Annotated in this window: 23 protein-coding genes and 2 riboswitches; of the genes, 9 read left to right on the top strand and 14 right to left on the bottom strand. The window is 54.2% G+C overall.

Translation table 11 applies throughout. The features are described from left to right. Window positions 1-3 precede the first annotated feature (3 nt). Window positions 4-564 (top strand): TlpA disulfide reductase family protein, encoded by a 561-nt coding sequence (locus JF44_RS0105040; RefSeq protein ID WP_033067949.1) that lies wholly within the window; start codon window positions 4-6, stop codon window positions 562-564. Between the two features lie 71 nt (window positions 565-635). On the opposite strand, the gene rbsK is transcribed toward JF44_RS0105040, so the two are convergent. The 4 genes from rbsK to JF44_RS0105020 form a co-directional block, all read right to left on the bottom strand. After that, window positions 636-1,562 (bottom strand): ribokinase, encoded by a 927-nt coding sequence (gene rbsK, locus JF44_RS0105035; RefSeq protein ID WP_033067854.1) that lies wholly within the window; start codon window positions 1,560-1,562, stop codon window positions 636-638. Between the two features lie 367 nt (window positions 1,563-1,929). Then, window positions 1,930-2,817: a 3-hydroxybutyryl-CoA dehydrogenase gene (locus JF44_RS0105030; RefSeq protein ID WP_033067853.1), complete on the bottom strand. Its 888-nt coding sequence runs from the start codon at window positions 2,815-2,817 to the stop codon at window positions 1,930-1,932. Between the two features lie 68 nt (window positions 2,818-2,885). Continuing rightward, entirely contained in the window at window positions 2,886-3,821 is a 936-nt protein-coding gene (locus JF44_RS0105025; protein ID WP_033067852.1) for an electron transfer flavoprotein subunit alpha/FixB family protein, read from the bottom strand. Between the two features lie 15 nt (window positions 3,822-3,836). Beyond that, on the bottom strand, window positions 3,837-4,586 hold the full coding sequence (locus JF44_RS0105020) for an electron transfer flavoprotein subunit beta/FixA family protein (protein WP_033067851.1): 750 nt from the start codon (window positions 4,584-4,586) through the stop codon (window positions 3,837-3,839). On the opposite strand from JF44_RS0105020, the gene JF44_RS0105015 reads away from it, so the two are divergent. Further along, window positions 4,585-4,833, top strand: coding sequence for a hypothetical protein (locus JF44_RS0105015; RefSeq protein WP_033067850.1), 249 nt, complete (start codon window positions 4,585-4,587; stop codon window positions 4,831-4,833). The genes JF44_RS0105020 and JF44_RS0105015 overlap by 2 nt on opposite strands. A 10-nt stretch (window positions 4,834-4,843) precedes the next feature. Here JF44_RS0105015 and JF44_RS0105010 read toward each other — a convergent pair whose 3' ends face one another. Then, window positions 4,844-5,416 (bottom strand): cob(I)yrinic acid a,c-diamide adenosyltransferase, encoded by a 573-nt coding sequence (locus JF44_RS0105010; protein WP_033067849.1) that lies wholly within the window; start codon window positions 5,414-5,416, stop codon window positions 4,844-4,846. Between the two features lie 52 nt (window positions 5,417-5,468). Then, complete coding sequence (locus JF44_RS0105005; protein ID WP_033067848.1) at window positions 5,469-5,663, bottom strand: twin transmembrane helix small protein; 195 nt, start codon at window positions 5,661-5,663, stop codon at window positions 5,469-5,471. Between the two features lie 357 nt (window positions 5,664-6,020). Here JF44_RS0105005 and JF44_RS0104995 point away from each other — a divergent pair, with 357 nt between their 5' ends. Beyond that, entirely contained in the window at window positions 6,021-6,725 is a 705-nt protein-coding gene (locus tag JF44_RS0104995) for a glutathione S-transferase N-terminal domain-containing protein (protein ID WP_033067846.1), read from the top strand. 141 nt (window positions 6,726-6,866) lie between these two features. Continuing rightward, window positions 6,867-8,033 (top strand): adenosylhomocysteinase, encoded by a 1,167-nt coding sequence (locus JF44_RS0104990; RefSeq protein WP_033067845.1) that lies wholly within the window; start codon window positions 6,867-6,869, stop codon window positions 8,031-8,033. Window positions 8,034-8,147: 114 nt separating this feature from the next. Here the strand turns inward: JF44_RS0104990 and JF44_RS0104985 are convergent, their stop codons facing one another. The 3 genes from JF44_RS0104985 to ccrA all read right to left on the bottom strand — a co-directional run bounded on the left by JF44_RS0104985 (window position 8,148) and on the right by ccrA (window position 13,583). Further along, a complete protein-coding gene (locus JF44_RS0104985; RefSeq protein WP_033067844.1) occupies window positions 8,148-10,247 on the bottom strand; it encodes a methyl-accepting chemotaxis protein in 2,100 nt (699 codons plus the stop codon). 233 nt (window positions 10,248-10,480) lie between these two features. Further along, window positions 10,481-12,148 carry an acyl-CoA dehydrogenase family protein gene (locus tag JF44_RS0104980; RefSeq protein WP_033067843.1) on the bottom strand — a complete coding sequence of 556 codons (1,668 nt, stop codon included), beginning with the start codon at window positions 12,146-12,148 and terminating at the stop codon, window positions 10,481-10,483. 154 nt (window positions 12,149-12,302) lie between these two features. Then, complete coding sequence (gene ccrA, locus JF44_RS0104975) at window positions 12,303-13,583, bottom strand: crotonyl-CoA carboxylase/reductase (RefSeq protein WP_033067948.1); 1,281 nt, start codon at window positions 13,581-13,583, stop codon at window positions 12,303-12,305. Window positions 13,584-13,874: 291 nt separating this feature from the next. Here ccrA and JF44_RS0104970 point away from each other — a divergent pair, with 291 nt between their 5' ends. Beyond that, window positions 13,875-15,932 (top strand): protein meaA, encoded by a 2,058-nt coding sequence (locus JF44_RS0104970; RefSeq protein WP_033067842.1) that lies wholly within the window; start codon window positions 13,875-13,877, stop codon window positions 15,930-15,932. Window positions 15,933-15,966: 34 nt separating this feature from the next. Here JF44_RS0104970 and JF44_RS0104965 read toward each other — a convergent pair whose 3' ends face one another. Then, the gene (locus JF44_RS0104965; RefSeq protein WP_033067841.1) at window positions 15,967-16,587 is read right to left on the bottom strand and encodes a TetR/AcrR family transcriptional regulator; all 621 of its coding nucleotides are present in this window, start codon (window positions 16,585-16,587) and stop codon (window positions 15,967-15,969) included. 105 nt (window positions 16,588-16,692) lie between these two features. Between JF44_RS0104965 and JF44_RS0104960 the strand changes: the two genes are divergently transcribed. After that, window positions 16,693-17,433 (top strand): SDR family NAD(P)-dependent oxidoreductase, encoded by a 741-nt coding sequence (locus tag JF44_RS0104960; protein WP_033067840.1) that lies wholly within the window; start codon window positions 16,693-16,695, stop codon window positions 17,431-17,433. Between the two features lie 88 nt (window positions 17,434-17,521). Here the strand turns inward: JF44_RS0104960 and JF44_RS0104955 are convergent, their stop codons facing one another. The 4 genes from JF44_RS0104955 to ispH all read right to left on the bottom strand — a co-directional run bounded on the left by JF44_RS0104955 (window position 17,522) and on the right by ispH (window position 22,746). Next, a complete protein-coding gene (locus JF44_RS0104955; RefSeq protein ID WP_033067839.1) occupies window positions 17,522-19,882 on the bottom strand; it encodes a putative bifunctional diguanylate cyclase/phosphodiesterase in 2,361 nt (786 codons plus the stop codon). Between the two features lie 428 nt (window positions 19,883-20,310). Then, window positions 20,311-20,760, bottom strand: a complete 450-nt coding sequence (gene rnhA, locus JF44_RS0104950; RefSeq protein WP_033067838.1) for a ribonuclease HI — start codon at window positions 20,758-20,760, stop codon at window positions 20,311-20,313. Window positions 20,761-20,778: 18 nt separating this feature from the next. Then, the gene (locus JF44_RS0104945; RefSeq protein ID WP_033067837.1) at window positions 20,779-21,753 is read right to left on the bottom strand and encodes a homoserine kinase; all 975 of its coding nucleotides are present in this window, start codon (window positions 21,751-21,753) and stop codon (window positions 20,779-20,781) included. A 45-nt stretch (window positions 21,754-21,798) separates the two neighbouring features. Beyond that, window positions 21,799-22,746 carry a 4-hydroxy-3-methylbut-2-enyl diphosphate reductase gene (ispH, locus tag JF44_RS0104940; protein ID WP_033067836.1) on the bottom strand — a complete coding sequence of 316 codons (948 nt, stop codon included), beginning with the start codon at window positions 22,744-22,746 and terminating at the stop codon, window positions 21,799-21,801. Between the two features lie 260 nt (window positions 22,747-23,006). Between ispH and JF44_RS0104935 the strand changes: the two genes are divergently transcribed. The 3 genes from JF44_RS0104935 to gcvH all read left to right on the top strand — a co-directional run bounded on the left by JF44_RS0104935 (window position 23,007) and on the right by gcvH (window position 25,514). Then, the gene (locus JF44_RS0104935; RefSeq protein WP_033067835.1) at window positions 23,007-23,564 is read left to right on the top strand and encodes a hypothetical protein; all 558 of its coding nucleotides are present in this window, start codon (window positions 23,007-23,009) and stop codon (window positions 23,562-23,564) included. A 90-nt stretch (window positions 23,565-23,654) separates the two neighbouring features. Continuing rightward, window positions 23,655-23,753, top strand: a riboswitch (glycine riboswitch). A 3-nt stretch (window positions 23,754-23,756) separates the two neighbouring features. Further along, window positions 23,757-23,877: riboswitch (glycine riboswitch) on the top strand. Between the two features lie 5 nt (window positions 23,878-23,882). Further along, window positions 23,883-25,049, top strand: a complete 1,167-nt coding sequence (gcvT, locus tag JF44_RS0104930; RefSeq protein WP_238318374.1) for a glycine cleavage system aminomethyltransferase GcvT — start codon at window positions 23,883-23,885, stop codon at window positions 25,047-25,049. Window positions 25,050-25,142: 93 nt separating this feature from the next. Then, window positions 25,143-25,514: a glycine cleavage system protein GcvH gene (gene gcvH, locus JF44_RS0104925; RefSeq protein WP_033067833.1), complete on the top strand. Its 372-nt coding sequence runs from the start codon at window positions 25,143-25,145 to the stop codon at window positions 25,512-25,514. The last annotated feature ends 1 nt before the right edge of the window (window position 25,515 follow it).

Below are 25,515 nucleotides of genomic sequence, written 5' to 3'. Positions count from 1 at the left end.
GTCGTGAAGGCATTGCTTCGTTACGTAAAACTTGGCGTGATTGTCGCCATCTCGGGCATTTATGCAACCCCTGCCTTTGCTGATACGCAATTCCCGCAAGAACTTTCAAAAATGGTTGTGCCATCAGAAGGCGGTTCTTTGCCCGAAGATCTGGCATTTGTCGATGAAAATGGCAATGAGGTCACCTTTAACAGCCTGAAAGGACAGGTTGTTTTGGTCAATCTGTGGGCGACATGGTGCGTGCCCTGTGTCAAGGAAATGCCTGATCTGGATCGTTTGTCGGTGGAAATGGCAGATAAGCCGTTCCGGGTTTTGGCGCTCAGTCAGGACCGTGGCGGCGCAGAGGCGGTTTCAGAATTCTTTGCCACCAATGGAATCGAACACCTTGACGTCGTCCTTGATCCACGCGGGGCAATTGCGCGCAGCATGGGGGCACGAGGCCTGCCGACCAGTTTTGTTTATGACGCCAAGGGTACTTTGCGCGGCAAGCTTGAGGGCATCGCCCAATGGGACGCACCAGCGGTTATTGCATACTTTGAACATCTGATTGATCAGACGTCCTGAACAACAAACCCACCCAAACGCGACGACCAACGACGCACGCCTAAAATGCACCGATCCGGGGGGAAAACGTCCTAGACCTCGCCGTCTTTCAGCAGGGCAAGAACGTCTGCCAATGCCGGGGCGGATTGTGCGGCCCCATTGTTGGTGGTCGACAAAGCGCCGGTGGCACAGCCAAACCGAACAGCATCGCCAAGCGATTGACCGCCATTCAGCGCAACAGCCAGCCCGGCATTAAAGCAATCGCCCGCAGCGACAGTATTGATTGCACTGACGTCAAAGCCCGGCACCATGCCGGTTTGTCCGTTTGAGGAATAAAACGCGCCCGCACTGCCCATTTTGATAACCACGGTTTCCGGACCCATTTCATGCAACTTTTCGGCTGCAACTTTGGCCGAGATTGCGTCCGTTGGTTCAATACCGGTCAGGGCAAGGCATTCACTTTGATTGGGGGTGACAATATGTGTCAGGGCAAGCAAATCGCGCATCACCACCAGATCAGCAACCGGGGCCGGATCAAGGATGACCTTTGCCTTGCCTTCGCGGGCAAGTTTGATCGCACAATCAACGGCGACGGCCGGACATTCAAGCTGTAACAACAGATAGTCGCAGTCACGCAGGTGTTCTTGCTTGTCACGCAGGTCGTTGCGGCTCAGGGTCATGTTCGCACCGCCAACCACCGTGATCATGTTTTCGCCTGCTTCATCAATTGAGATCAGCGCAGTACCGGTTTGTGCTTCGTCGGTGATGATCAGTTGACTGGTGCCAAGCCCCTCAGAGGCAAGCGTTTCCAAAAACTGCCGTCCAAGCATGTCATCACCGATTTTCGAGATGAACACAGGTTCGACACCAAGTCTGGAAACCGCCAGGGCCTGATTGCAGCCCTTGCCGCCCGGGCCTGTTTTGTAATCCTTTGCACTGACAGTTTGTCCCTGACGCGGGAGCTTTGCCACCTGCGCGGCAAAATCAAAATTCGAACTTCCAACAACTGTGATGCTCATGATTATCCGGATGTATAAATTAAATAGGTCCTGATCCTAATGTTGGTACTAGATCAGGGGTTTAAAGTCTGTGGAATAAGAATTTTGGATGTCAGAGGAAAGAAACCGGCGACCTGCGATGACCGGCAAAAATTCCCTGTCGTTAAAAGAGGGGGCTTCTTGGGTTTTGATCCTCGTTTGGCGTGAATTCATCTGACAGTGCGCTATAAATATGCTGAAAATTTGTCAAACACGGTTGATAAGGTCGCCTGACCGACAGGGCTGGGCTGGGTCATCGCGTTGTCAATGGGGGGGCAGATTACAACAAAAAAGCCGCTGCGAATGCAACGGCTTTGATGCGAATATTTCGATGCCAAATGCACGGCAATTAGCGGGTCGGGACCGGTTCGTCGCCGCTGTAGTCGTAAAAGCCACGGCCAGCCTTGCGGCCAAGCCATCCGGCTTCGACATATTTGACCAGAAGCGGGCAGGGGCGATACTTGGTATCGGCCAAGCCATCGTGCAGGACATGCATGATCGACAGGCAGGTATCAAGCCCGATAAAGTCTGCAAGTTGCAGCGGGCCCATCGGATGGTTCGCACCCAGGCGCATTGCCGCATCAATGGATTTGACGTTCCCCACACCTTCATAAAGGGTGTAGATCGCCTCGTTGATCATCGGCAGCAGGATACGGTTGACGATAAAGGCCGGGAAGTCTTCGGCACTTGCCGTGTCCTTACCAAGCTTTTTGGTCAGCTCGTGGATGGTGCGATAGGTGGTTTCATCCGTTGCGATACCCCGGATCAGTTCCACCAGTTTCATCAGCGGGACCGGGTTCATGAAGTGCATGCCCATGAACTTCGCCGGACGGTCCGTGTAGGACGCCAGACGGGTCACTGAAATGGATGATGTGTTGGTGGCAATGATGGCTTCCGGGCCAAGAACCGGGCACAGCGCCTTGAAGATCTGTTTCTTGATCTCTTCGTTCTCGGTGGCCGCTTCGATCACCAGATCACAATCAGACAGGAAGGAATATTCCGTTCCGGTTGAGATCAGCGCAAGTGCAGCATCTTTTTGCGCTGCAGTAATCAGCTCTTTCTTGACCTGACGCTCCATGTTCTTGTCCATCACGCCGATGGCCTTATCAAGGGCATCTTGCGAAATGTCGAGAATTCGGACGTCGTAACCGGCAAGGGCGATCACATGCGCAATACCATTGCCCATTTGACCGGCGCCGATTACGCCAATGGTTTTAATATCTTCCAACGAAGCCATTTGTTCCCCACTCGTCCCTTAGGGTCAAAACAACAGAATGCAGTGTTTTGACCCTAAATGGGATCAGATTATTTGTCGAGTTCACTCGCCAGAGCGGGAAGGGCCTCAAACAGGTCACCGACAAGTCCGTAATCCGCTACCGAGAAGATCGGTGCTTCTTCGTCCTTGTTGATTGCGACAATGACCTTACTGTCCTTCATGCCGGCAAGGTGCTGAATAGCACCCGAAATGCCTACAGCAATGTATAGCTGCGGTGCAACAACTTTGCCGGTCTGACCGACCTGCCAGTCGTTCGGGGCGTAACCGGCATCAACTGCAGCGCGTGATGCGCCAATTGCGGCCCCCAGTTTATCGGCAATCGGTTCGATCAGGTGGAAGTTTTCACCCGACCCCATGCCGCGACCACCAGAGATGACAATGCTTGCAGCGCTGAGTTCCGGACGTTCCGACTCGGTCAGTTCCTGACCAACGAAGCTGGATTTGCCAGCATCTGCTACAGTGGCAACATCTTCGATGGCAGCAGAGCCGCCTTCGCCAGCAACCGGATCAAAGCCCGTGGTCCGAACCGTGATCAGTTTCAGTGCGTCAGACGATTGAACGGTCGCCATGGCGTTACCGGCATAGATCGGACGGACAAAGGTATCGGCACTGACGACATCGGTGATGTCGGAGATCTGTGCGACGTCTTTCATTGCCGCAACGCGCGGCATGAAGTTTTTGCCCGAGGTCGAAGCCGGAACCAGAACGTGGCTGTAGTCATTGGCAAGTTCGGAAACCAGACCGGCCATGTTTTCAGCCAGGAAGTGGCCGTAGGCTGCGTTGTCGGCAACCAGAACCTTGGAAACGCCATCGACTTTTGCTGCGGCGTCGGCAACGCCACGGCAGTTTTCACCGGCGACAAGAACGGTGATGTCGCCACCGATCTTCTGTGCAGCTGCAACGGTGTTAAGCGTGCCGCCCTTCAGTTCGGTATTGTCGTGTTCGGCAATAACAAGAATGCTCATTTGATTGATCCCCGCTTAGATTACTTTTGCTTCGTTGCGGAGCTTGTCGACAAGCTCTGCGACATCGGCAACCTTGACACCTGCCTGACGTGCCTCCGGTTCGGTGACTTTCAGGGTTTTCAGGCGCGGCGCGGTATCAACGCCAAGGTCGGCCGGGCTCAGGGTGTCGAGCGGCTTTTTCTTGGCTTTCATGATGTTCGGCAGTGACGCGTAACGCGGCTCGTTGAGACGCAAGTCAGTGGTCACGATGGCCGGAAGATCAATCTTGATGGTTTCGAGACCACCGTCGATTTCACGGGTGACATCCAGTTTGCCGTCAGAAGCGGTAACTTTGGATGCAAAGGTGCCCTGCGGCCAATCCAGAAGTGCAGCCAGCATCTGACCGGTCTGGTTGGCGTCATCATCAATTGCCTGTTTGCCAAGGATCACAAGATCCGGGCTTTCTTTGGCAACGACTTCTTTCAGGAGTTTTGCAACAGCAAGCGGCTGCAGCTCGTCCTCGGTTTCGACCAGAATGCCGCGATCGGCACCCATGGCAAGGGCGGTGCGCAGGGTTTCCTGGCACTGTTTAACGCCGAGCGACACAGCAACCACTTCGGTGGCGGTGCCTGCTTCCTTGAGGCGGATGGCCTCTTCAACGGCGATTTCGTCAAACGGGTTCATGGACATCTTAACGTTGTTCAACTCAACGCCAGACTGGTCCTGTTTGACACGGATCTTGACGTTGTAATCCACAACGCGCTTAACGGCGACAAGAACCTTCATGACAGACCTGTTCGTTTTTGTTGTCGAAACTGCGGGCTTTTTGCTTCCTGCCGGGGCAGGAGGCCAGCGGGCCCGCATGGTAATGTTTTCCCCGCGATGCACAATAGGTAGTGATGCGCAGGATGTCAATTTACGTAAAGGTGTTGACGTTAACGACAACTTCTTCACGAAAATCTTGATGCCCTTCGCGGTCTTGATACGGCAAAAATCCGCATGGGAACAAGGATTTTGTCCGGCAATCTTCTGATCGGGTCAGATTATCGGGTTAGTCCGGGCTGCCAGAGAACATCATCCTTGCCGCCATTATTGGCATGGCGGGCCAGAACAAACATGTGGTCTGACAGGCGATTGATATAGCGAACGGCTTCCGGGTTGATGGTCTCGATCCCGGCCAGTTCGACAATCAGCCGTTCAGCCCGGCGCGAAACAGTACGGACAACATGAAGCTGTGCCGAAAGCGCACTGCCGCCGGGTAAAACAAATGATTTCAGCGGATTGAGCGCTGCGTTGATTTCATCGATCTCTTGTTCAAGGCGTTCGGTCTGCTTGGCGGTGATGCGCAAGGCGGGCTGTTCAGGGTTATCGTCGCTGCCATCGCCGGGCGTGCAGAGGTCTGCGCCAAGGTCAAAAAGGTCGTTCTGGATTCGCGCCAGCATGGCGTCGATGTCGCCATCGGCATGAAGGCGGGCGACACCCAATACGGCATTGGTCTCATCAACGGTGCCATAGGCCTCGACGCGAACATCGTTTTTGGCAACGCGCGAGCCATTGCCAAGGGCGGTTTTCCCCTTGTCACCGGATTTTGTATAGATACGTGTCAGTTGAACCATGTGCCGTCCGTAATCTGCGTATGGGGGATCTGATCGGTGTGTGGCGGGCGACTTAAGAGCCGACAGCTATCAGCGACAGGATAAAAAGCAACAACAGGGCAACGGCCTGAAGCAGGACGCGCAATTGCATTAACTTGTTTTGTTTGCGGGCATCCTTGCCCCGCGCCATGGACACAATGCCCATCACCAAAACCCCGGCAACGGCAGCCATCGCCAGCAGTACGCCAATCTGTAAAAAGCCAGTCATTCCTGTTCTTTCCTGTTTCTGCCTGCAGATTTATTCCGAAGGGAGGTTTTTGCAATCCTGTGCTGCTTACGTACAGCGATTACCATCCGATTTATTTCAGGCAGGGCCATGCTGCGCCAAACTGTGATCACAGGCAACCAGACGATGGATAATTTCGCAATTAGTCGATGGTTTGGGCGCCGGTGAAACGGTGCAGACCAATTTTGACCTTCCTTGGTACGCGACGCAAGCATGGTTGGTTTATCGTCGTGCTGTGCGTGCATGGAAACAATAAGTTGCCAGATTGCCGGTGGCGCAATAGCCATGATGGTCTAAATCTTGTGGTCAACGACACATTGACTTGGAAAGGGCTTTATCATGGCTGATCTGTCGAGTTTCGAGATTACCAAACGCTGGCCGGCGCAAAATTCGAATGTTATCCAGCTTTATTCCCTGCCGACCCCGAACGGGGTCAAGGTTTCCATCATGCTTGAAGAAACCGGTTTGGAATATGAACCGCATCTGATCAATATCGGCGAAGATGAAACCTGGACGCCGGAGTTCCTTTCGCTGAACCCCAACGGTAAAATTCCGGCGATCATTGATCCGAACGGACCAAATGGCGAGCCGCTTGGCCTGTTTGAATCGGGTGCGATCATTCAGTACCTGGCGGAAAAGACCGGCAAGTTCCTGCCTTCTGATCCAGCAAAGCGTATCGAGGCGATCCAGTGGGTTTACTTCCAGATGGGGGGGATCGGTCCGATCTTTGGCCAGCTTGGATTCTTCCACAAATTTGCTGGTAAGGAGATCGAGGACACGCGTCCGCTTGACCGGTATCGCAACGAAAGCAAACGTCTTTTGGGTGTGCTTGAAACCCGCCTTGACGGGCGTGACTGGATCATGGGCGATGAATATACCATTGCCGATATTGCCTCGCTTGGTTGGGTGCGCAACCTGATCGGCTTTTATGACGCAGGTGATCTTGTTGACTATCACGAATTTAAAAACGTTCCGGCCTGGCTTGAGCGTGCGCTGGAACGTCCGGCCGTTCAGCGTGGCTTGAACAGTCCCGCGCGTGATTGATCGGGTCAGTTGGTCTGAACGGCCAGGGCGGTAAAACCGAAACCTGATCCTGACCGGATGATCAGAAAGTCTTTTCATCCGGTCAGGCTGGCATTAACTAGTGGGGTAATCATTCGCCCACGAAGTTAAGAGACCAATTCCATGACCAGCCGTATCAAGGACGCCGCCCTTGCCCAACAGATCACTGAGGAGACCCTTGCCTGGCGCGAGGTGATCTGCCCGGTGACGGCCAAATACGGCAACTATGTTGCCAAGCGCGACCTGCGCGACAAAACCATCGTCAGTTTCCAGCACGTTCTTGAAGACACTATTCCCACCCTGCTGCCGTTCGTGAAGGCGGGGGCAAAGGTCAAGGTTGGGGCGTGTAACCCAGATAGCACCGATGATGTTGCCGCAGCTTATCTGGCGGCCAATGGTGTTGAGGTTCATGCGTTTTCGGGGATGACACCCGAAGAATATGCCAAAAGCATCGACATCCTGTCGTCCGAACCGGCTGATATCGTGGCTGACATGGGGGGTGAGTTGATCGAGGCCTTTGTTAACAAGGGCCATAAGGTCGAAGGGGCGCTTGAAGCGACCACGACCGGTGTTCACCGGGTTGAAAAACTTGCGTATTCCTTCCCGGTCTTTAACTGGAACGATATTGCCATCAAGGACCGCCTGCATAACCGTCATCACGTTGCGCAGGAAATGTGGCCGGTCTTTTCCAATGTGACGGGACTTGCGCTTTATGGGCGTTCGGTTCTGGTAATCGGGTTTGGTCCGGTTGGTCGCGGGGTTGCCGAACGTGCACGTAATCTTGGCGCGGTGGTATCGGTTGCCGAACGTGACCCTGTGCGCGCACTTGAAGCCCAGCATCACGGATGCCGGGTTGTTTCGCTTGAAGATGGTCTTCGTGAATGTGCGATCATTGTTACGGCAACGGGCCTGTCAGGCATTCTGGGTGAAAAGCAAATCAAGCAATGCCGTCGCGGGGCGGTTCTGGTCAATGTCGGGCATTCCAATACAGAGATTGATGTTAAATGGCTTGATAGCCAAACGCGGACAAAGATGCGCCGCTATATTGAACGGTTTGAGCTTGATAACAGTCGTGAAGTTTACCTTCTGAACCGCGGAAGCCTGCTTAACCTGGCGCCGGGGATGGGGGGATCTGGCAAGGATTTGTTTGATCCGTTCTCGGCCATTTTGATCCGCGGCATCGACTGGCTGGCATCTGGGGGTGCGGCGTCCTTCAAACCGGGTTTCTATGAATATCCGGCAGAGATCGAACGCGAAATCGCCGAGGCAATCCTGCGGTCGCACACTTGATCCAAATGTCGATATGGACTGAACGTTGGTGAATATTAAAACACCCCGGCACAATGTCCGGGGTGTTTTGTTTTTATCGTTTGCTCGGGCCGGTCATGTGAATGAGTTTTGACGTTAAGCGCGGTAACCGATGCGCAGGTTACCCCACTGTTGTCCATCGACCATGATCGGGACGTCGCATTCCTTCATGAAGACAACGCTGTCGCCCATGTCGCGGAAATAGGTTTGCAGCAAATGCGGCTTGGTGTTGCGTGCCGCCATCAGACCAGCACGGTCATCAAAGATGCGCCGGTTGCGACAGTTGCCCATGTTCCATGCCGGTTCACCGGGCTTTTGCGGTTGGCTGTATATCTTGTTGTGGGTCGGCAGGTAGCCGTTTGAATCCACCCCGGCGGCAAAGACAATGTGTTTGTCCTTTTCAAGGATGGCTTCCTGAAGCGGGGTGAAGTTGCGATCCGTGAAGGGGATATAGGGCGTCATGAATTGCTTTGGATCGGTATCGGGGATTGCTTCATAGCGTGGTTGGAACAGGTCTTCGCTGGTGATTTCATTATTGCGCAGACCATTTTCCAGAACCTTGCCCAGATCAGCGGCCAATTCGATCCCCAGATCAGCAATCTTGTTGTCGTGATCGCGTGTTTTTTTCAGGTGGTTCAAGATCACCTGATTGGCATTTTCGTCCAGTTCGGTGAATTGCACATGGGTGCCAAGCCCCGATGTTGCCTTGACGATGCCGTTCAGGATTGTGCCATCGGCCATTGTGATTTTGATCGGTTTGTTGCGATCTTTTTCTGTGGCTTCAATCCGGGCAAGTAACCCGGCCAGTGACATATCCGCGGTCACGCCGCTTCTGACGTCGTTCCCGCCAAAATCAACGTCGATGTCAACGGCAATCGGAACCCGATCTTCGTTGCGGCGGTTGGCATTTTCTGTGCTGCGCAGAACCATGCGGAAACGGCTTTCCATTTCCGATATGTCGTTGCGGATATTCGATGACAGAATGCGCAGGTTTTCTGCAGTTTCACTGGCATTTAGCGATTTCTGGCTGGCCAGCTCAATATCGGATGAAATGCCGCGCATGTGGGTCGAGACTTCCTGTGCGCTTGATGAAATTTCACCAATGGCCGCTGTTTGCTGTTCGACAGATGCCGAAATGTCAGTTGAAAGCTGGCTGACCTCGTCAATTGCACCGCCGATGCCTTCGATTGCGGTGACGGCCTCCGATGTGGCGCCCTGAATGGCGGTAATCTGTGAATTAATGTCCGAGATCGCCTTTTCGGTCTGGGTTGCAAGGTTCTTGACCTCGTTGGCAACCACGGCAAACCCTTTGCCGGCATCTCCGGCGCGGGCGGCCTCGATCGTCGCATTCAGTGCCAGCATCTTGGTCTGATCGGAAATGCGTTTGACGATATCGACGACCTTGCCGATCTCGCTTGCGGTTTCCGACAGGCTGTTCATCGTGTGCGAGGTTTCCTGCGCCCGGGTCACGGCCTGACCGGCAATGTCGTTGGTTTTGTGGATGCGTTCTGCAATTTCGTGGCTGGATGCCTGCAGCTCCTCGGTCGCAGAGGCAACGGTCGAGACATTGTTGCTGGCGATATCGGTTGTCGCTGTAATGCGTTCCACCAGTTGGGAAAGTTCGCTGGCATCACTTTCCATGGCCTGAGCCACGTCGTTGGTGCGACCGGCCTGAAAGCCGACTTCTGAAATGATGTTATCGGTTTCACGTTCGATGATTTCTGACATCGACTGAATTTCAGAGGCGGACCGCTGATCGGCGACGACCTTTTGCTGGGCGGCCATCAGGCTGGCCATATCTGCCATCAATACACAGCGTGCCGCATCGAGAAGCGATGGGGTGGCTTTGACCGACTTTGTTCGCGACGCCAGAGTCGCGCAATGAGATGCCGCCTTGTGATAGGCAAGAACAAGCTGATCGGGGGTTAATCCTGCGGTTGCCTGTGCCAATTCATGACTGCCAAAGCACTGGTTGAACTCACGTGCTGAGGTTGAATTGGCCATCGTGCGAAAACGCTCTGCAAGGGCAGTGATGTGCTGCTGCGGATTGCTTGATTCCGCGCTGCTTTGCCCTGTGCCAAGCAAATCCCCAATCAGGCTTTCGGCAAGCTGGGTGGCGTTTTCATCAAAGAGTGTCTTGGCTTCGCTAATGCGCGCAAAAATAGAATTTTCTGACATGTTCAGGGCGTGATTCATTTGAATGTTTCTCCCTTTTCCCCACAGGGCTTTAGCCTGTTTTTTACAGATTCTAAGGGTTCTGCTTATCAGTTTGGTTTTATTTAGCACTAGAGGGTTAGGCGAAAGATATCATACTTTAGGTTGATATAGAAAAGTGGCCCGCCAAGCATGACGGGCCAAGTTTGCCCTTGTTGTTCACAGGGGCCACGGTTCAAATCAGAAATTAATCTGTATTTCAGAATGTTATCGGCTTAGCGCCCGAGAATTCCCCGGGTGACGACCTGTGCCTGGATCTCGGCGGCACCTTCAAAAATGTTCAGAATGCGCGCATCACACAGCACCCGGCTGATCTGATATTCAAGCGCATATCCGTTCCCGCCGTGGATCTGAAGTGCGTTATCGGCATTCGACCATGCCACACGCGCCCCCAAAAGCTTGGCCATGCCCGCCTCGATATCGCACCGGATATCCTGATCCTTTTCAAAGGCCGAAAAATAGGTCAGCTGGCGCGCAATCATGGTCTCGACAACCATCCATGCGACTTTTCCATAGACCCTTGGGAATTCATAAAGCGGTTTGGAAAACTGGACGCGGTCCTTGGCATAGCGCATGCCGATTTCAAGCGCGTTCTGGGCAACACCAACTGCACGTGCCGCAGTTTGAATACGTGCGGATTCAAAGGTTGCCATCAATTGTTTGAAGCCCTGACCTTCTTCGCCGCCCAGAAGGTTTTCAGTCGGGACGTCAAAGCCATCAAAGGAGAGTTCGTATTCCTTCATGCCGCGATAGCCAAGCACCTCGATCTCGCCGCCCGACATGCCATCGGCGGGGAACGGATTGTCATCTGTGCCGCGGGGTTTTTCAGCCAAAAGCATGGAAAGACCACGGTAGCCTGCCTCATCCGGGTTGGTGCGGGTCAGAAGGGTCATCAGATCAGATCGTGCGGCATGGGTGATCCATGTCTTGTTGCCGGTCACCTTATAGATGTCACCATTCTTGACCGCACGGGTGCGCAAATGCGCCAGATCCGATCCATTGTTGGGTTCGGTAAAAACGGCTGTCGGCAGGATTTCACCAGATGCCAGTTTCGGCAGGTAGTGTTCCTTTTGCGCATCGGTTCCGCCCAGGCGGATCAGTTCGGCGGCAATTTCCGATCGGGTGCCAAGCGACCCAACGCCGATATAACCGCGTGATAGTTCTTCGGTCACAACGCACATGGCGGTCTTGCCCATGCCAAGACCACCGAACTCTTCGGGGATGGTCAGGCCAAATACGCCAAGTTCGGACATCTCGGTGATGACTTCAATCGGGATCAATTCGTCACGTTCATGCCATCCGTGGGCGTATGGCGTGACTTTTTCGTCGACAAAACGACGGAACTGATCGCGCACCATATCAAGGGTTTCGTCCTCAAGCCCGGTGTCGCCGAATTGCCCGGTATCAAGGCTGTCCTCGATCTCCTTGGCAATGGCGCGCCGGGTTGCGTCCGAATTGCCCTGATTGGCAAGGATGGTGACCGATGGGCTTGCGCCAAGGGATGCGATAATATCGTCGCTGATGCCAAGGTTGGAAAGACGAATGATTTCGCCTTGTGACATCGGGATGCCACCCTTGATCTGGGCAAGATATTCGCCAAAGGCCGATTGCAAGATCAGTTGTTCGAGATTGCCGAACTTGCCCTGATCCTTAAGCCGGTTTGCCCATGCCTTCATTTGCCCCAAGGCCGTGACATAGGTGGTGAACCAGGCAAAACCGTGTGCCGCGAACTGATTGTCATCAAACGCGCCCGCGTTGATCTTGCCATCTATGGTGACGGCCGTGCGCAGGGCATGTTCGGCCGCGTCATATACCGGGGCAAGGGCGGCAAGCGCATCGTCGCACAGCCGTTCAAGGTCAGGCAAAAGGGCGGTATCAGTCATTCATCGGTCCTCGTGTCGGCATGGCGCAATCAGTGGGGCATGATGTGCCGCCAGTCATGCATGTGTCTGGTTTGAAAGGGTGGTGGCACCCCGTACGCCGATCGGGCGAGAACGCGCGCGGGGTGCCAGCAATCAGTAAAGGCTTTATGTGGGATTAGGCCTCTACTGCTTCTTCGAGTGTGCGCATGCCCGGACGTTTTGCCTGAACCAGAACGGCCATGTTGCCCGGCTTGTGTTCGTTGCGCATCATCTTCATGTGGGCACGCGGAATATCGTCCCAGCTAAAGACTTCGGACATGCTGGGATCAATCCGGCGTTCGACCATCAGGGTGTTGGCCTGTGCGGCCTGTTTGAGGTTGGCAAAGTGGCTGCCCTGAATACGTTTCTGACGCATCCAGACAAACCGGGCATCAAAGGTCAGGTTAAAGCCGGTGGTGCCGGCACAGAAAACAACCATGCCGCCGCGTTTGACCACGTTACACGATACCGGGAAAGTCTGTTCGCCGGGATGTTCAAAGACAATATCGACATCATTTCCCTTGCCGGTGATGTCCCAGATCGCCTTGCCGAATTTGCGGACTTCTTTCATATAATCGCCAAATTCCGGACCGTTGACGGTGGGAAGCTGACCCCAACAATTGAAGTCCTTGCGGTTGATGACGGCCTTGGCCCCAAGTCCGAGAACAAAGTCGCGCTTTGATTCATCGGAAATAACGCCAATCGCATTGGCCCCGGCTGTGGTGATCAACTGGATTGCCATCGATCCAAGGCCCCCTGATGCGCCCCAGACCAGAACATTATGCCCCGGTCGAAGGATGTGCGGACGATGGCCAAACAGCATGCGATAGGCGGTGGCAAGGGTCAGCGTATAGCACGCACTTTCTTCCCAGGTCAGATGTTTGGGGCGCGGCATTAATTGCTGTGCCTGCACGCAGGTGAACTGGGCAAAGGAGCCGTCAGGGGTTTCATATCCCCAGATGCGCTGGGTTGGGGACAGCATCGGATCGCCGCCGTTGCATTCCTCGTCATCGCCATCATCCTGATTGCAGTGAATGACGACTTCATCGCCGACTTTCCAGCGGGTGACTTTTGATCCGACCGCCCAGACGATGCCTGATGCATCCGATCCGGCGATATGGAACGGGCAATCATGGGAATTAAACACCGAAATCGGTTTGCCAAGCGAAGCCCAGATGCCGTTGTAGTTCACGCCTGCCGCCATCACCAGGACAAGCACCTCGTGGCTGTCAGGCTGGGTGACGGGCAGAACTTCGCACTGCATGGCGGTATCGGGTTCGCCGTGGCGTTCTTCGCGAATCGCCCATGCGTACATGTTCTTTGGAACATGGCCCAACGGCGGGATTTCACCGATTTCATACAGATCTTTTTCTTCCTGACCGCCACGGAAAGGCAGCACTTCAGCAGTGGTATTCATGGCCTTCACTCCTTGTTCGGGGTCGATCCGTTTTGCAGGGTAATTAAATTACCAATGCTGCGTTGCGGTCGACGTATCCTCCAAGCCACGGAATTTGTTTTATTTTACCCGGGCATTTCCCGGTTTTCTGCAGGTTTCGTGCAGAATTAACCGGGGCGCTATTTGTTTTCGCTTTTATCGCGTTGCACAAATTGTTATATAATTACCAAAGTGATGTCTAGCAGATAATTTAATAACGTTCAGGCGTAATTATCGAAAAGATATAAGGTAATAAAAATACAAGAGGTCGCGATGTCGATGGAAAACAAGCGCAGCGCAGCAAAACCGGAACGCGATCGCCCGTGGCTGATCCGGACCTATGCCGGGCATAGTTCGGCACAGGCGTCAAACGCGCTGTATCGTCAGAACCTTGCAAAAGGTCAGACCGGACTTTCTGTGGCCTTCGATTTGCCAACCCAGACCGGGTACGATTCGGACCATGTTCTTGCGCGCGGCGAGGTCGGCAAGGTTGGTGTGCCGGTATCGCATCTTGGTGACATGATGACGTTGTTTGATGGCATTCCGCTTGATCAGATGAACACATCAATGACGATCAATGCGCCGGCGGCGTGGCTTCTTTCGCTTTATATCGCGGTGGCGGAAAAACAGGGTACCGCACGCGCAAGCTTGCAGGGCACGACCCAGAACGACATCATCAAGGAATATCTGTCGCGCGGGACCTATATCTTCCCGCCTGCGCCCAGCCTGAAGCTGATCACGGATGTTGCGGCCTTTACCTATCGCGAGGTTCCCAAGTGGAACCCGATGAATGTGTGTTCGTACCATCTGCAAGAAGCCGGGGCGACGGCCGAACAGGAACTGGCCTATGCCTTGGCAACCGCGATTGCCGTTCTGGATGCGGTGCGCGATTCGGGGCAGGTGCCCGAAGAGGATTTTGCCAAGGTGGTCGGGCGCATTTCATTTTTTGTGAATGCCGGGATTCGCTTTGTCACGGAGATCTGCAAGATGCGCGCATTTTGCGAGCTGTGGGATGAAATCACCCGTGATCGTTATGGCATCGAAGACGCCAAATACCGCCGGTTCCGCTATGGGGTTCAGGTCAATTCATTGGGGCTGACCGAACAGCAGCCCGAAAACAACGTCTATCGCATTCTGATCGAAATGCTGTCGGTGGTGCTGTCAAAGAATGCGCGTGCCCGCGCCGTACAGTTGCCTGCGTGGAACGAGGCCCTTGGTCTGCCGCGCCCGTGGGATCAGCAATGGTCGCTGCGCCTGCAGCAGATCATGGCCTTTGAAACCGATCTTCTGGAATATGAGGACCTGTTTGACGGGAATCCGGCGATTGAACGCAAAGTTGGCGCGCTGAAGGAAGGAGCACGTGCAGAACTGGCCAACATCGATGCCATGGGCGGGGCGATTGCTGCGGTGGACCGGGGCTATATGAAACAGGAACTGGTGCTATCAAATGCCCGGCGTCTGGCCGATATCGAAAGTGGCCAGACCAAGGTGATTGGCGTGAATGCCTTTATGGAAACCGAACCATCCCCGCTGACATCGGGTGAAAAATCAATCCTGACAGTTGATGACATGGCCGAACAGGAACAGATCGAAAAGCTGAAAGCCTGGCGGTCTGATCGTGATCAGGCGGAAGTCACCACGTCGCTGGAGGCCTTGAAATCAGCCGCCACTGAGGGACGCAATGTGATGGAAAGCTCGATTGCGTGTGCCCATGCGGGGGTGACGACCGGTGAATGGTCGGCGACCTTGCGCGATGTGTTTGGCGAATATCGTGCGCCAACCGGGATTACATCGATGATTGTCACCGGTGATGCAGAAAACATGGTCAACCTGCGCCAGCGTGTTGACGACGTTTCGGACAAGCTTGGCGAACGCATGAAGATGCTGGTGGGCAAGCCGGGGCTGGATGGTCATTCAAATGGCGCGGAACAGATCGCGGTGAAAGCCGGTGATGCCGGGATTGAAGTGCTTTACGAAGGCATTCGCTGGACGCCGGATGAACTGGTGCGTAACGCCCTTGATGAAGGGGCGCATGTCATCGGGCTGTCGATCCTGTCAGGGTCGCATGTGCCGCTGGTGCGTGACGTGGTCAATGGTCTGCGTGCGAAAGGGGCCGGGCATATCCCGGTTGTCGTTGGCGGAATTATCCCAGAGGCCGACATGCTGGTGTTACGCCAGATGGGGGTTTCGGCGGTTTACACGCCCAAGGATTACCAACTGGTCAAAGTGATTTCCGAGATCGTCGATCTGGTTGATCGCACGTCATCGGCGCGCCCGGTTGGAGGCCGTGTCGTTTTGAATGGCGCAGGGGATGAAACATCCATCTATTAGGGTCAGGCCCTAAACAATCCGCGGACTGCTGAGCTTAGGTCGAGGTCAATGGCGTTCTGATCAGGGCTGGCCAAGTTGCCATGGCGGCCTCGGCCACAGCGATCAGGGCAGGTCGATCCATGCCGTCCCGGGCCTGAATCGACATCCCGTGCTGAACGGTCGCATAATAGTTGGCCATGGCGGTGATGTTGGCGCCACGCGGGATGTGTCCGCGCCGCAGGCCTTCTTCATACAGGCGTTTCAGGGTCTGGGCATTTTTCTGGCGGTGTGTGCACAATGTTTGTGTAACGCTTGACTGGGTGGTGTCTGCCTGGGGTGCCGCCAGAACAATCAGGCACCCTTTTGGTGTGGCGTCATCGCAAAAGGCATTCACCGTTGCAATCAGCACATGGCGCGTTGCGTCGCGGGGATGTTTGAAACGCTCAAGGTCCCCCCAAATCGCGCCGCCATAGACGTCACCATAGCGTTCCACCACTTCTTCAAACAGCGTTTCCTTGCTGCCAAAGGCGGCATAGATGCTGGGCGGGCGCAGGCCCATCGCGCTGCTCAGATCAGCCATGGAAGTATTTTCATATCCCCGATCCCAAAACAGGGCCAATGCCTTGTCCAGTGCGTCGTTGCGGTCAAAATTTCTGGGTCTGCCACGCGGTGCCATGATGTGCCTGTTTATTTATGTAGTGACCATTAAATAAATTAGTTGACGAAAAAATTCAAGCCTGTCACGAATTATGTAGTGTTCATTACATAAATGGAGTTTCCAATGCAGAACCTTTCAGGAAAAGTGGTTTTTGTGACAGGCGGGAGCCGTGGCATCGGTGCGGCAATCGCCAAGCGCCTGGCGGCAGAAGGCGCACAGGTCGCCATCACCTATGTCAATGCGGTGCAAAAAGCCGATGAAGTCGTGAGCGCGATTGAGGCAAATGGGGGACGGGCGATTGCCCTTCAGGCCGATAATCAGGATGAAGCTGCGATTTCTGCTGCTGTTGACGAAGCCGCACGTGTTTTGGGTAAGATTGATATTCTTGTTAATAATGCCGGGGTGTTTGACGTTGCCCCGATCAATGACCTGACGATTGATAAATTTGATCGCACGATGGATATCAATGTGCGCGCGGTGTTTGTGGCGGTTAAGTCCGCGCTTTTGCATATGCCTGAGGGCGGCCGCATTATCACGATCGGCAGCAACCTTGCCAAACATGTGCCTTGGCCGGGGTTCAGCCTGTATTCGATGTCAAAATCAGCCTTGATCGGGATGACCCTTGGCCTGGCGCGGGATTTGGGGGATCGTTCGATTACCGCCAATATCATCCACCCGGGGCCAACCAATACGGACATGAACCCGGCGGATGGCCAGATGTCAGATGCGCAGCGCGGGTTGATGGCAATACCGCACTATAGCCAACCCGAAGATACCGCCGGTCTTATTGCGTGGCTTGCAGGTCCGGAGGCCCGTGTGGTGACCGGTGCGGAGTTTACGGTTGATAGCGGTGTGAACGCCTGATCTGGCGGCGGTTATAAGGTAAAAAAACAAAACGCCACGGGCTTTAACCTGTGGCGTTTTGGCGTTTCAGGAGACAGGTGCGGCTTGGTTATGACTTTGCAGCAACCGGTTCGATTTCAATGCCATGTCGTTCACAGACCCAGCTTTCGAACGTGTCGGCCGGAAGCGGCTTGGCAAACAGGAAGCCCTGAATGAAGTCGCAGCCTTTTTCCTGCAGATACACAAGCTGTTCGACTTCTTCCACGCCTTCGGCAACCACTTCAAGGTTCAGGCTGTGGCCAAGGCCGATAACGGCATCGACAATCGCCTTGTCATCCATATCAACATGAATGTCGTTCACAAACGACCGGTCGATCTTGATCGACCCCACCGGGAACCGTTTCAGATAGTTCAGTGATGAATAGCCCGTACCAAAGTCATCAATGGCAATCGTTACGCCAAGTTCCTTGAGCTCCTTGAGCGTGGAAACGGCTTTTTCCGGATTGTTCATCAAAATGGATTCGGTGATCTCAAGTTCCAGCGTGCCATGCGGAAGGGCGGTTTCCTTGACGATTTCGGTCACGCTATCAACCAGTTCAGCATCCTGGAACTGTGCCGGGGACAGGTTGACCGCAATGCGCAGGCCCGGAAGCGAAGAATCACGCCACTTGCGGGTCTGGCGGCAGGCCTTGTTGAGAACCCATGCGCCCAGTCGGTTGATCAAGCCACATTCCTCAGCCACGGAAATGAATTCACCCGGAAGGATCAGGCCGCGTTCCGGATGGTGCCAGCGGACAAGGGCCTCGGCACCAACAACCCGCTCGGTGCGGCAGTCGATTTTCGGCTGATAGTAAAGTTCAAGCTGATCATGTTCGAGGGCGTTGCGCAGATCTTCCTCGATGGTTTTGCGTTCCTTGACCCGTTCATGCATCGACGGCAGGAAGAAGCGGTAATTATTGCGGCCTTCAGCCTTGGCGGCATACATTGCCATATCGGCATTCTTGACCAGCTGTTCCGGGTTCTCGCCATCTTCCGGGAACAGGGTGATGCCGACACTGGCTGTTGAGTGCAGTCGAATGCCGCGGCAATCAAACGGCTGACACAGTTCATCAATGATGCGCTGTGCAAGGACAATGGTGTCTTCGATGTTTTGAACATCGGTTTGAATGATTGCGAATTCATCACCACCAAGGCGGGCCGCCGTATCGGAATCCCGGATAATGCGCGACAGGCGCTGACCCATTTCCTGAATCATCAGATCGCCAACATCATGGCCGAAGTGATCGTTGATGTCCTTGAACCGGTCAAGATCAACAAACAGCACCGTCACACCGCGCTGGAAGCGGCGCGCTGAGAGCAATGCCTGACGCAGACGATCAAGGAACAGCGTGCGATTCGGCAGGCTGGTCAGGACGTCATGGACAGCCAGGTGGCGCATGCGGGCTTCGGTCTGTTTACGTTCGGTAATGTCGGTATAGGTTGCAACATAACCGCCACCGGGCATCGGGTTGTGATCCACCTGAATAACGCGGCCATTCGGGCGGGTGCGTTCCATGCGATAGGGTTCACGACGGCGCGCAATCGCCACACGGTCGGAAATCAGGGCCTGAATACTGACATCGCCATATTCACCGCGCTCGCCGTTATAGCGTAGGATATCGGAAAGCGGGGTGCCTTCCTTGACCAGATCGCGGGGCAGGTTGAGAAGCTCGATATAGCGTTCGTTCCAGACCATAAGGTTCAGGTCCTGATCGAACAGGCAAATACCCTGACCGATATTGTGCAGGGTGGCTTCAAGCAGGGCCTGTTTGCGCTGGGCTTCTTCCTGTGCCTGCCCCTGGAGGGCGACCATTTCATTATATTCGCGGATCAAAAGACCCAGTTCGTCCGAACTGTTCCATTCCACCGGACGGCGCAGGCGGCCGTGCTTGGTCATGCGGATGGAATGCAACAGACGGTTAAGCGGTTCCTTGATCGAACGTTTGTTGGCAATCAACAGGCTGGCGGCCACGACCGAAATCAGCAGGCCAAACAGGATCATGTCGATCGCGATACGCCGGAACAGCAAATCCTGAACCCGGTCGTCGGTAAAATAGATGACCAGTTCGCCAACGTCATGGCGGACGTTGTTGCGTTCGAAATAGACACGGCGCGACAAGCGCAATGTATCTGACAGTTCGGATTGCGAAAGCCCGGTATGGGCAAATTCGGTGCCGTCTGCACCCAGTGCCTGCACGGCCACGATGTCGCGATCACGCGACATGGCGTTCAAGGCGGATTCGATATTATCGACGTCAAGATACCAGAATGGGGTGGCAAGAACGCGCGCGTTGATGTCGGCAGTTTGTTCAACCTTGCCGTTCAAGTCGTCGCGCAAGACCTTGTAGCTGACATAGCCAAAGACCAGAAACAGCGCGAGCGAGAACAGCGAAACCAGCGGCAATGCAATAAATAGCAGCCGGCTGCTCAAGGACTTCCGTTGTAAAAAGCCGTACGATCCGCGCGACAAACGTTTTCTCCCTGACACCTGAAATGGTCTTGCACGATATACTGTACTCGACCTTCGTATGAGTGCCAACATCCTCTCAGTTAATCACAAGTCAAACCGCTACGGGCTTAAAACGCAAGTTCGATTTCGCTAATCAATCAAATAAGCGATTGATCTTAGTGTCAAAACGCATTCACCTCATAATCCCTGCATCCCCGGTTTATGAGAATATACGAAGCTAAAACGCAGGAAGATCTATATCTTTTGCGATTTTGCGACAAATTGGCCTGCGCCTATCAGTTGAAAAGGAGGCTTGAGATGAATGCGTTTTGACCTTTGCAACTCTATCTATCTTGTAACGCAGGTCTATCGCTTCAAGCTAATATCACCAGAAGGTTGTAATTTATGTGTTATTTCGGAACAGCTTCGCGGGCGAGTTCGTCGCAGCGTTCGTTTTCCGGATGTCCGGCGTGGCCTTTAACCCAGTGCCATTCGACCTGATGGGGTTCAAGGGCTTTCAGCAGCCGTTGCCAGAGTTCCACGTTCTTGACGGGCTTTTTGTCGGCTGTTTTCCAGCCGCGTTTCTGCCAGCCAAATATCCATTTGGTAATACCGTCGCGGACATAGCTGCTGTCGGTATAGACATCGATAACGCACGGGCGTTTAAGGGCTTCAAGCGCACTGATGGCGGCCATCATTTCCATGCGGTTATTGGTGGTTTCCGGATCCCCGCCCGACATTTCCTTTTCGACGCCCTTAAAGCGCAGAATAGCACCCCATCCACCGGGGCCGGGGTTTCCGCTGCAAGCGCCATCTGTATAGATCTCGACGCGGTTGTCATCATCGGTATTGGAAGTCATTTCGGGGTATCCTTGGGCTTAAGCCCGATCAAGGCCGTAGGCCGATGCATTATCCACACGTTGATGGAACCGCAGTTTGTTGATGTACTCGCGCGGGTTTTTCGGAGTGACCAGCGCGTCTTTGGGGGTGTTGACCCAATCATACAGACGGGTCAGCAAAAAGCGCAGGCTGGCGCCACGTGCAAGAATGGGAAGGGCTGCCTTTTCGGCATCCGAGATCGGGCGCACCTTGCTATAGTGTGACAGCATGTTCTTGGCCTTGGTGACATTGAAGCTGTTGTCAGGTTCAAAGCACCAGGCATTCATGCAAATGGCCACGTCGTAGCAAAGCAGATCATTGCACGCGAAATAGAAATCAATCAGGCCCGATACCTCTTCCTTGCCGGGGAAGAAAAAGACGTTGTCGGGAAACAGGTCGGCATGAATGACCCCTTTGGGCAATTCATGCGGCCAGTTGGCGTCAAGAAAATCAAGCTCGTCACGGATCATATCGCCCAGTCCGGGGACTTCGTCATCGGCGTGATCCTGACAGCTTTCAAACAGGGATCGCCAGCCCGCGACGCTCAGCGCGTTGGGCAGGTGCATGTCAAACTCAAGACCGGCATTGTGAAGTTCTGCCAACGCGGCGCCAAGTCCGGCACAATGATGGGGCTGTATCCGACGTGGCGACATGCCCTGCAGGAACGACGTGATCGCAGCCGGGCGGCCACATAATTCACGCAGCGCAATGCCATCCTTGCCATGGATCGGGGTCGGGCAATTCAGGCCCTTGGCCGACAGATGATCCATCAGGCCCAGATAAAACGGCAGGTCATCAGGGTTTACGCGCTTTTCATACAGTGTGAGGATGAAGGGTGCCGTTGTGGTCTGAAGCAGGAAATTGGTGTTTTCCACACCCTCTGCGATGCCCTTGAATGACACGACTTCACCGATATCGTATTCGGCAAGAAAACGGGCGATATCCTCGTCTGAAACATCGGTGTAGACGGCCATAAGCGTTATCGTGGTCCTGATCTTGAGAAAGGCGATTACAAAGGATTAGCTGGCAAGCTGCTTGGGCAGTTTGAAGGTCACGTTTTCATCGGTAAGCGTGATGGTTTCAACACTTACGTCAAAGCGTTGACGGCATGCTTCAATCACTTCCTCGACCAGAATTTCAGGGGCAGATGCCCCGGCCGTAATGCCAAGGTTCGAAACCCCTTCAAGCTGCGACCAGTCGATATCCTTTGCCCGTTCAACCAGAACCGATCGTGTGCAGCCTTCGCGTTTGGCGACTTCGACCAGGCGGTTGGAGTTCGACGAGTTCGGCGCACCCAATACCAGAATGGCTTCTGCTTTTTTGGCAATCAGCTTGACCGCATGCTGACGATTGGTCGTCGCGTAGCAGATGTCTTCTTTTTTGGGGACAGAGATCGACGGAAAACGCCGCTGCAGGATTTCAATCATCTTTGCAGTGTCATCAAGCGACAGCGTCGTCTGGGTGACAAAGGCCAGATTTTCAGGTTCGGCGATCTCGATTGTTTCGGCGTCTTCTTCTGTTTCGATCAGGGTCATGCTGCCGGGGGGCAACTGGCCCATCGTGCCGACGACCTCAGGGTGGCCTGCGTGACCGATCAGAAGGATGTGTTTGCCGTCTGCATGATGACGTTCGGCACCCCGGTGCACTTTGGACACCAGCGGGCAGGTCGCATCAAGATATTCAAGTTTGCGGGTTTCAGCCGCCTCGGGCACGGATTTGGGGACGCCATGGGCCGAAAAGATGACAGGTACGCCATCAGGCACGGCATCAAGTTCATCAACAAAAACAGCACCCATATCGCGCAGGCGATTGACGACGAATTTGTTGTGGACGATTTCGTGGCGGACATAAACCGGGGCCCCGTATTTTTCGAGGGCCTTTTCCACGATCTCAATCGCGCGATCAACCCCGGCACAAAAACCACGGGGATTGGCAAGAATGATCTGCAGGCTGGCTTTGTCAGACATGATACCGGTCCGGCTTTCCCAAACGTGCGCGGGGCTGTGCCCGGCGCTTTATTCACACATTGTCGTTACATAACCTGCCTGAACATGTGGTGCAATGACTCTGCGTGGATTGTCTGCTGTACGAGGCATGCAAATTTGGCATTTTCAATCTTGGATATCCCTTCAAGCGGGTTGTGCAGGCCCCCATGAGCGCATAGACTGCGCCCGGGCTGTGCATATCTGGCATTGGCCGCAAAACACATGGTTTGATAGAGGCTTGGATGACGATCGGTAACGGACTTCGGCGCGTATGTGCATTGGGTGTTGTCTCGCTTGGCGGGTTGCTTGCCGCGTGCGGTGGGGGAAACCCGTTCGAAGAACGGCCCGTTCCGGCCTGCCCTGCGGCCTATTTGCCAAAAGATACGGCCAGGATGGTCCAGTTCAACGGTGCTGGACGCGATCTGACCGACGTGATCGTCGAGGCCGAATTTACCGGATATCTTGGTGATTGCGGGTATGACCTTGATGACAAGGAACTTGACGTCATCATCAGCCCGATCATCACAGCCGAACTTGGTCCGGCAGCCCAGAACCGGGCCGTTGCGCTCAAATATTTCGTTGTTTTGCGTGATCCGGACGGGAACCTTGTCGAGAAATCCGTCTTCGACATTAATATGGCATTTTCCGAAAACCTGAACATGGCGCGCATCCGCGATGAGCAGGTTACGCTTTCGGTTCCGCTTGATGATGTCTGGGCCGGACCTGATTATGAAATCTATCTTGGCTTCCAGCTTAGTGCCGATCAGCTTGAATATAATCGCCGTTTCGGAACCGACTGATACCACGCGGTTGAACGACCTTCCGGTTTGTTGCCCGAAATTTAGGGGTGGTCGGTTGGTAAGGAACCTCGTATAAAGAGAAATACCCAAATGATCCCCGTGGGAGAGGCCGCAGTCTGATTTTGACCAGCGGACGCCGAAGGAGCAACCACCCCGGAAACTCTCAGGCAACAGGACCGCGCGGAGATGGGACTCTGGAAAGTAGATGCTGTGATCTATTGATCAACAGCACCTCGCCGAAGATGTAAGCAGACCGATCAGGCACGTTAAATGTGACCTTGCGGATGTGATTCTTTCAGGCTCCGAGACAGAGGGGGAATGTGGTTGGCCATTGGTCGGCTATGTTTCGCAACGATTGTCTCGGAGACCGGATTAGTGGATCAACAGACCGAACTGCTTCAAACAGCCCTTTATGACCTTCATGTGGAACTTGGTGCCAAAATGGTGCCGTTTGCGGGTTATGCCATGCCTGTACAATACCCGCTGGGCGTTAAGGGCGAACATCTTCATACCCGTGCCAAAGCCGGCCTGTTTGATGTCTCGCACATGGGGCAGGTGCGCCTGACCGGTGAAAACCGCGTGGCCGAGCTTGAAAAGCTTGTGCCCGGAGACATCGCAATCCTTAAACCGGGCCGGACTCGGTATTCTGCCTTTACCAACGATGATGGTACCATCCTTGACGATCTGATGATTACCAATGCCGGTGACAGTCTGTTTCTGGTGATCAACGCCGCCTGCAAGGATGACGATATCGTGCATATGCGCGCAAATCTTGGCGATGGCGTATCCCTTGAAGAAATCGATGATCGTGCGCTTATGGCCCTTCAGGGTCCCGAAGCGGCAGAGGTTCTGGCGCGTTTTGCGCCGGCCGTTGCTGATCTGAAATTCATGAGTTTTGCCGAAATCGAGATCGCAGGCATTGCGTGCTTTGTCACCCGTTCGGGTTATACCGGTGAAGACGGCTATGAAATTTCGGTGCCCAACGCGCAGGCCGACGCACTTGCCCGCAAGCTGCTTGCCGAAGAGGAAGTCGAGGCCATCGGTCTTGGTGCGCGCGATTCGCTGCGCCTTGAAGCCGGATTGTGCCTTTATGGCAATGACATCGACACCACCACGACCCCGGTTGAAGGTGATCTGAACTGGATCATCAACAAGCGCCGTCGTGCCGAGGGTGGCTTTAAGGGCGCAGACATCATTCTCGATCAGCTTGCCAATGGTGCTGATCGCAAACGTGTCGGCATCAAGCCGGAAGGCAAGGCACCTGCACGTGAACATACCCCGATTTTAAATGCTGATGGCGAAGAGATCGGCGAGATCACCAGCGGCGGATTTGGCCCGACAGTCGATGGGCCGATCGCAATGGGGTATGTTGCAATAGAGTTTTCCAAACCGGGGACCAAAATTGATCTTATGGTCCGTGGCAAGGCACGTCCGGCAGAAGTGGTCGAACTTCCGTTCGCACCGCACCGCTACTTCCGCGGCTGACGACCGCAATTATCGGCAATTAACCGTGATTATCAGCAAGTTGCGGTTTCGTGTTGCTTACAGCAGACAGACGATCAACAGGGACAAATCAAGATGGCTAAGAAATTCTCGCAGGAACATGAATGGATTGAGTTTGAAGGTGGCGTTGCTACGGTTGGTATCACCGATTACGCACAGCAATCTCTTGGCGACATTGTGTATGTGGAATTGCCCGACGTCGGCAAGAAACTGACCAAAGACGGCGATGCCGCCGTTGTTGAATCGGTGAAAGCCGCAAGCGACGTCTATGCGCCGCTTGATGGTGAAATTGTCGAAATCAACGAAGAACTTGATGCCAACCCGGCATTGGTCAACGAAGCACCGGAGACCGAAGGCTGGTTCTTCAAGATGTCGCTGTCTGACGAATCCCAGCTTGATGAGCTGATGGACGAAGCAGCCTACAAAGAATTTGTCGAAGGCCTTTAAG

It is taken from the genome of Thalassospira australica (assembly GCF_000763295.1).
GTDB classification, from domain to species: domain Bacteria; phylum Pseudomonadota; class Alphaproteobacteria; order Rhodospirillales; family Thalassospiraceae; genus Thalassospira; species Thalassospira australica.
Note: the sequence above shows the minus strand (reverse complement) of the source record. Positions and strands in the feature narration are given on the sequence as shown.

Bases quoted from the DNA above. Each gene is read 5' to 3' on its own strand.
- JF44_RS0104990 (WP_033067845.1), top strand. From the start codon at position 6,867: ATGACCAGCCGTATCAAGGACGCCGCCCTTGCCCAACAGATCACTGAG.
- ispH (WP_033067836.1), bottom strand. From the start codon at position 22,746: ATGTCTGACAAAGCCAGCCTGCAGATCATTCTTGCCAATCCCCGTGGT.
- JF44_RS0105030 (WP_033067853.1), bottom strand. From the start codon at position 2,817: ATGGCTTCGTTGGAAGATATTAAAACCATTGGCGTAATCGGCGCCGGT.
- JF44_RS0105025 (WP_033067852.1), bottom strand. From the start codon at position 3,821: ATGAGCATTCTTGTTATTGCCGAACACGACAATACCGAACTGAAGGGC.
- JF44_RS0104935 (WP_033067835.1), top strand. From the start codon at position 23,007: ATGACGATCGGTAACGGACTTCGGCGCGTATGTGCATTGGGTGTTGTC.
- JF44_RS0105020 (WP_033067851.1), bottom strand. From the start codon at position 4,586: ATGAAGGTTCTTGTCGCCGTTAAGCGCGTTGTGGATTACAACGTCAAG.
- gcvT (WP_238318374.1), top strand. From the start codon at position 23,883: ATGTGGTTGGCCATTGGTCGGCTATGTTTCGCAACGATTGTCTCGGAG.
- JF44_RS0104985 (WP_033067844.1), bottom strand. From the start codon at position 10,247: ATGAATCACGCCCTGAACATGTCAGAAAATTCTATTTTTGCGCGCATT.
- JF44_RS0104995 (WP_033067846.1), top strand. From the start codon at position 6,021: ATGGCTGATCTGTCGAGTTTCGAGATTACCAAACGCTGGCCGGCGCAA.
- JF44_RS0104965 (WP_033067841.1), bottom strand. From the start codon at position 16,587: ATGGCACCGCGTGGCAGACCCAGAAATTTTGACCGCAACGACGCACTG.
- JF44_RS0104945 (WP_033067837.1), bottom strand. From the start codon at position 21,753: ATGGCCGTCTACACCGATGTTTCAGACGAGGATATCGCCCGTTTTCTT.
- rbsK (WP_033067854.1), bottom strand. From the start codon at position 1,562: ATGAGCATCACAGTTGTTGGAAGTTCGAATTTTGATTTTGCCGCGCAG.
- JF44_RS0105015 (WP_033067850.1), top strand. From the start codon at position 4,585: ATGACAGACCTGTTCGTTTTTGTTGTCGAAACTGCGGGCTTTTTGCTT.
- JF44_RS0105005 (WP_033067848.1), bottom strand. From the start codon at position 5,663: ATGACTGGCTTTTTACAGATTGGCGTACTGCTGGCGATGGCTGCCGTT.
- JF44_RS0104970 (WP_033067842.1), top strand. From the start codon at position 13,875: ATGTCGATGGAAAACAAGCGCAGCGCAGCAAAACCGGAACGCGATCGC.
- rnhA (WP_033067838.1), bottom strand. From the start codon at position 20,760: ATGACTTCCAATACCGATGATGACAACCGCGTCGAGATCTATACAGAT.
- JF44_RS0105010 (WP_033067849.1), bottom strand. From the start codon at position 5,416: ATGGTTCAACTGACACGTATCTATACAAAATCCGGTGACAAGGGGAAA.
- gcvH (WP_033067833.1), top strand. From the start codon at position 25,143: ATGGCTAAGAAATTCTCGCAGGAACATGAATGGATTGAGTTTGAAGGT.
- ccrA (WP_033067948.1), bottom strand. From the start codon at position 13,583: ATGAATACCACTGCTGAAGTGCTGCCTTTCCGTGGCGGTCAGGAAGAA.
- JF44_RS0104960 (WP_033067840.1), top strand. From the start codon at position 16,693: ATGCAGAACCTTTCAGGAAAAGTGGTTTTTGTGACAGGCGGGAGCCGT.
- JF44_RS0104980 (WP_033067843.1), bottom strand. From the start codon at position 12,148: ATGACTGATACCGCCCTTTTGCCTGACCTTGAACGGCTGTGCGACGAT.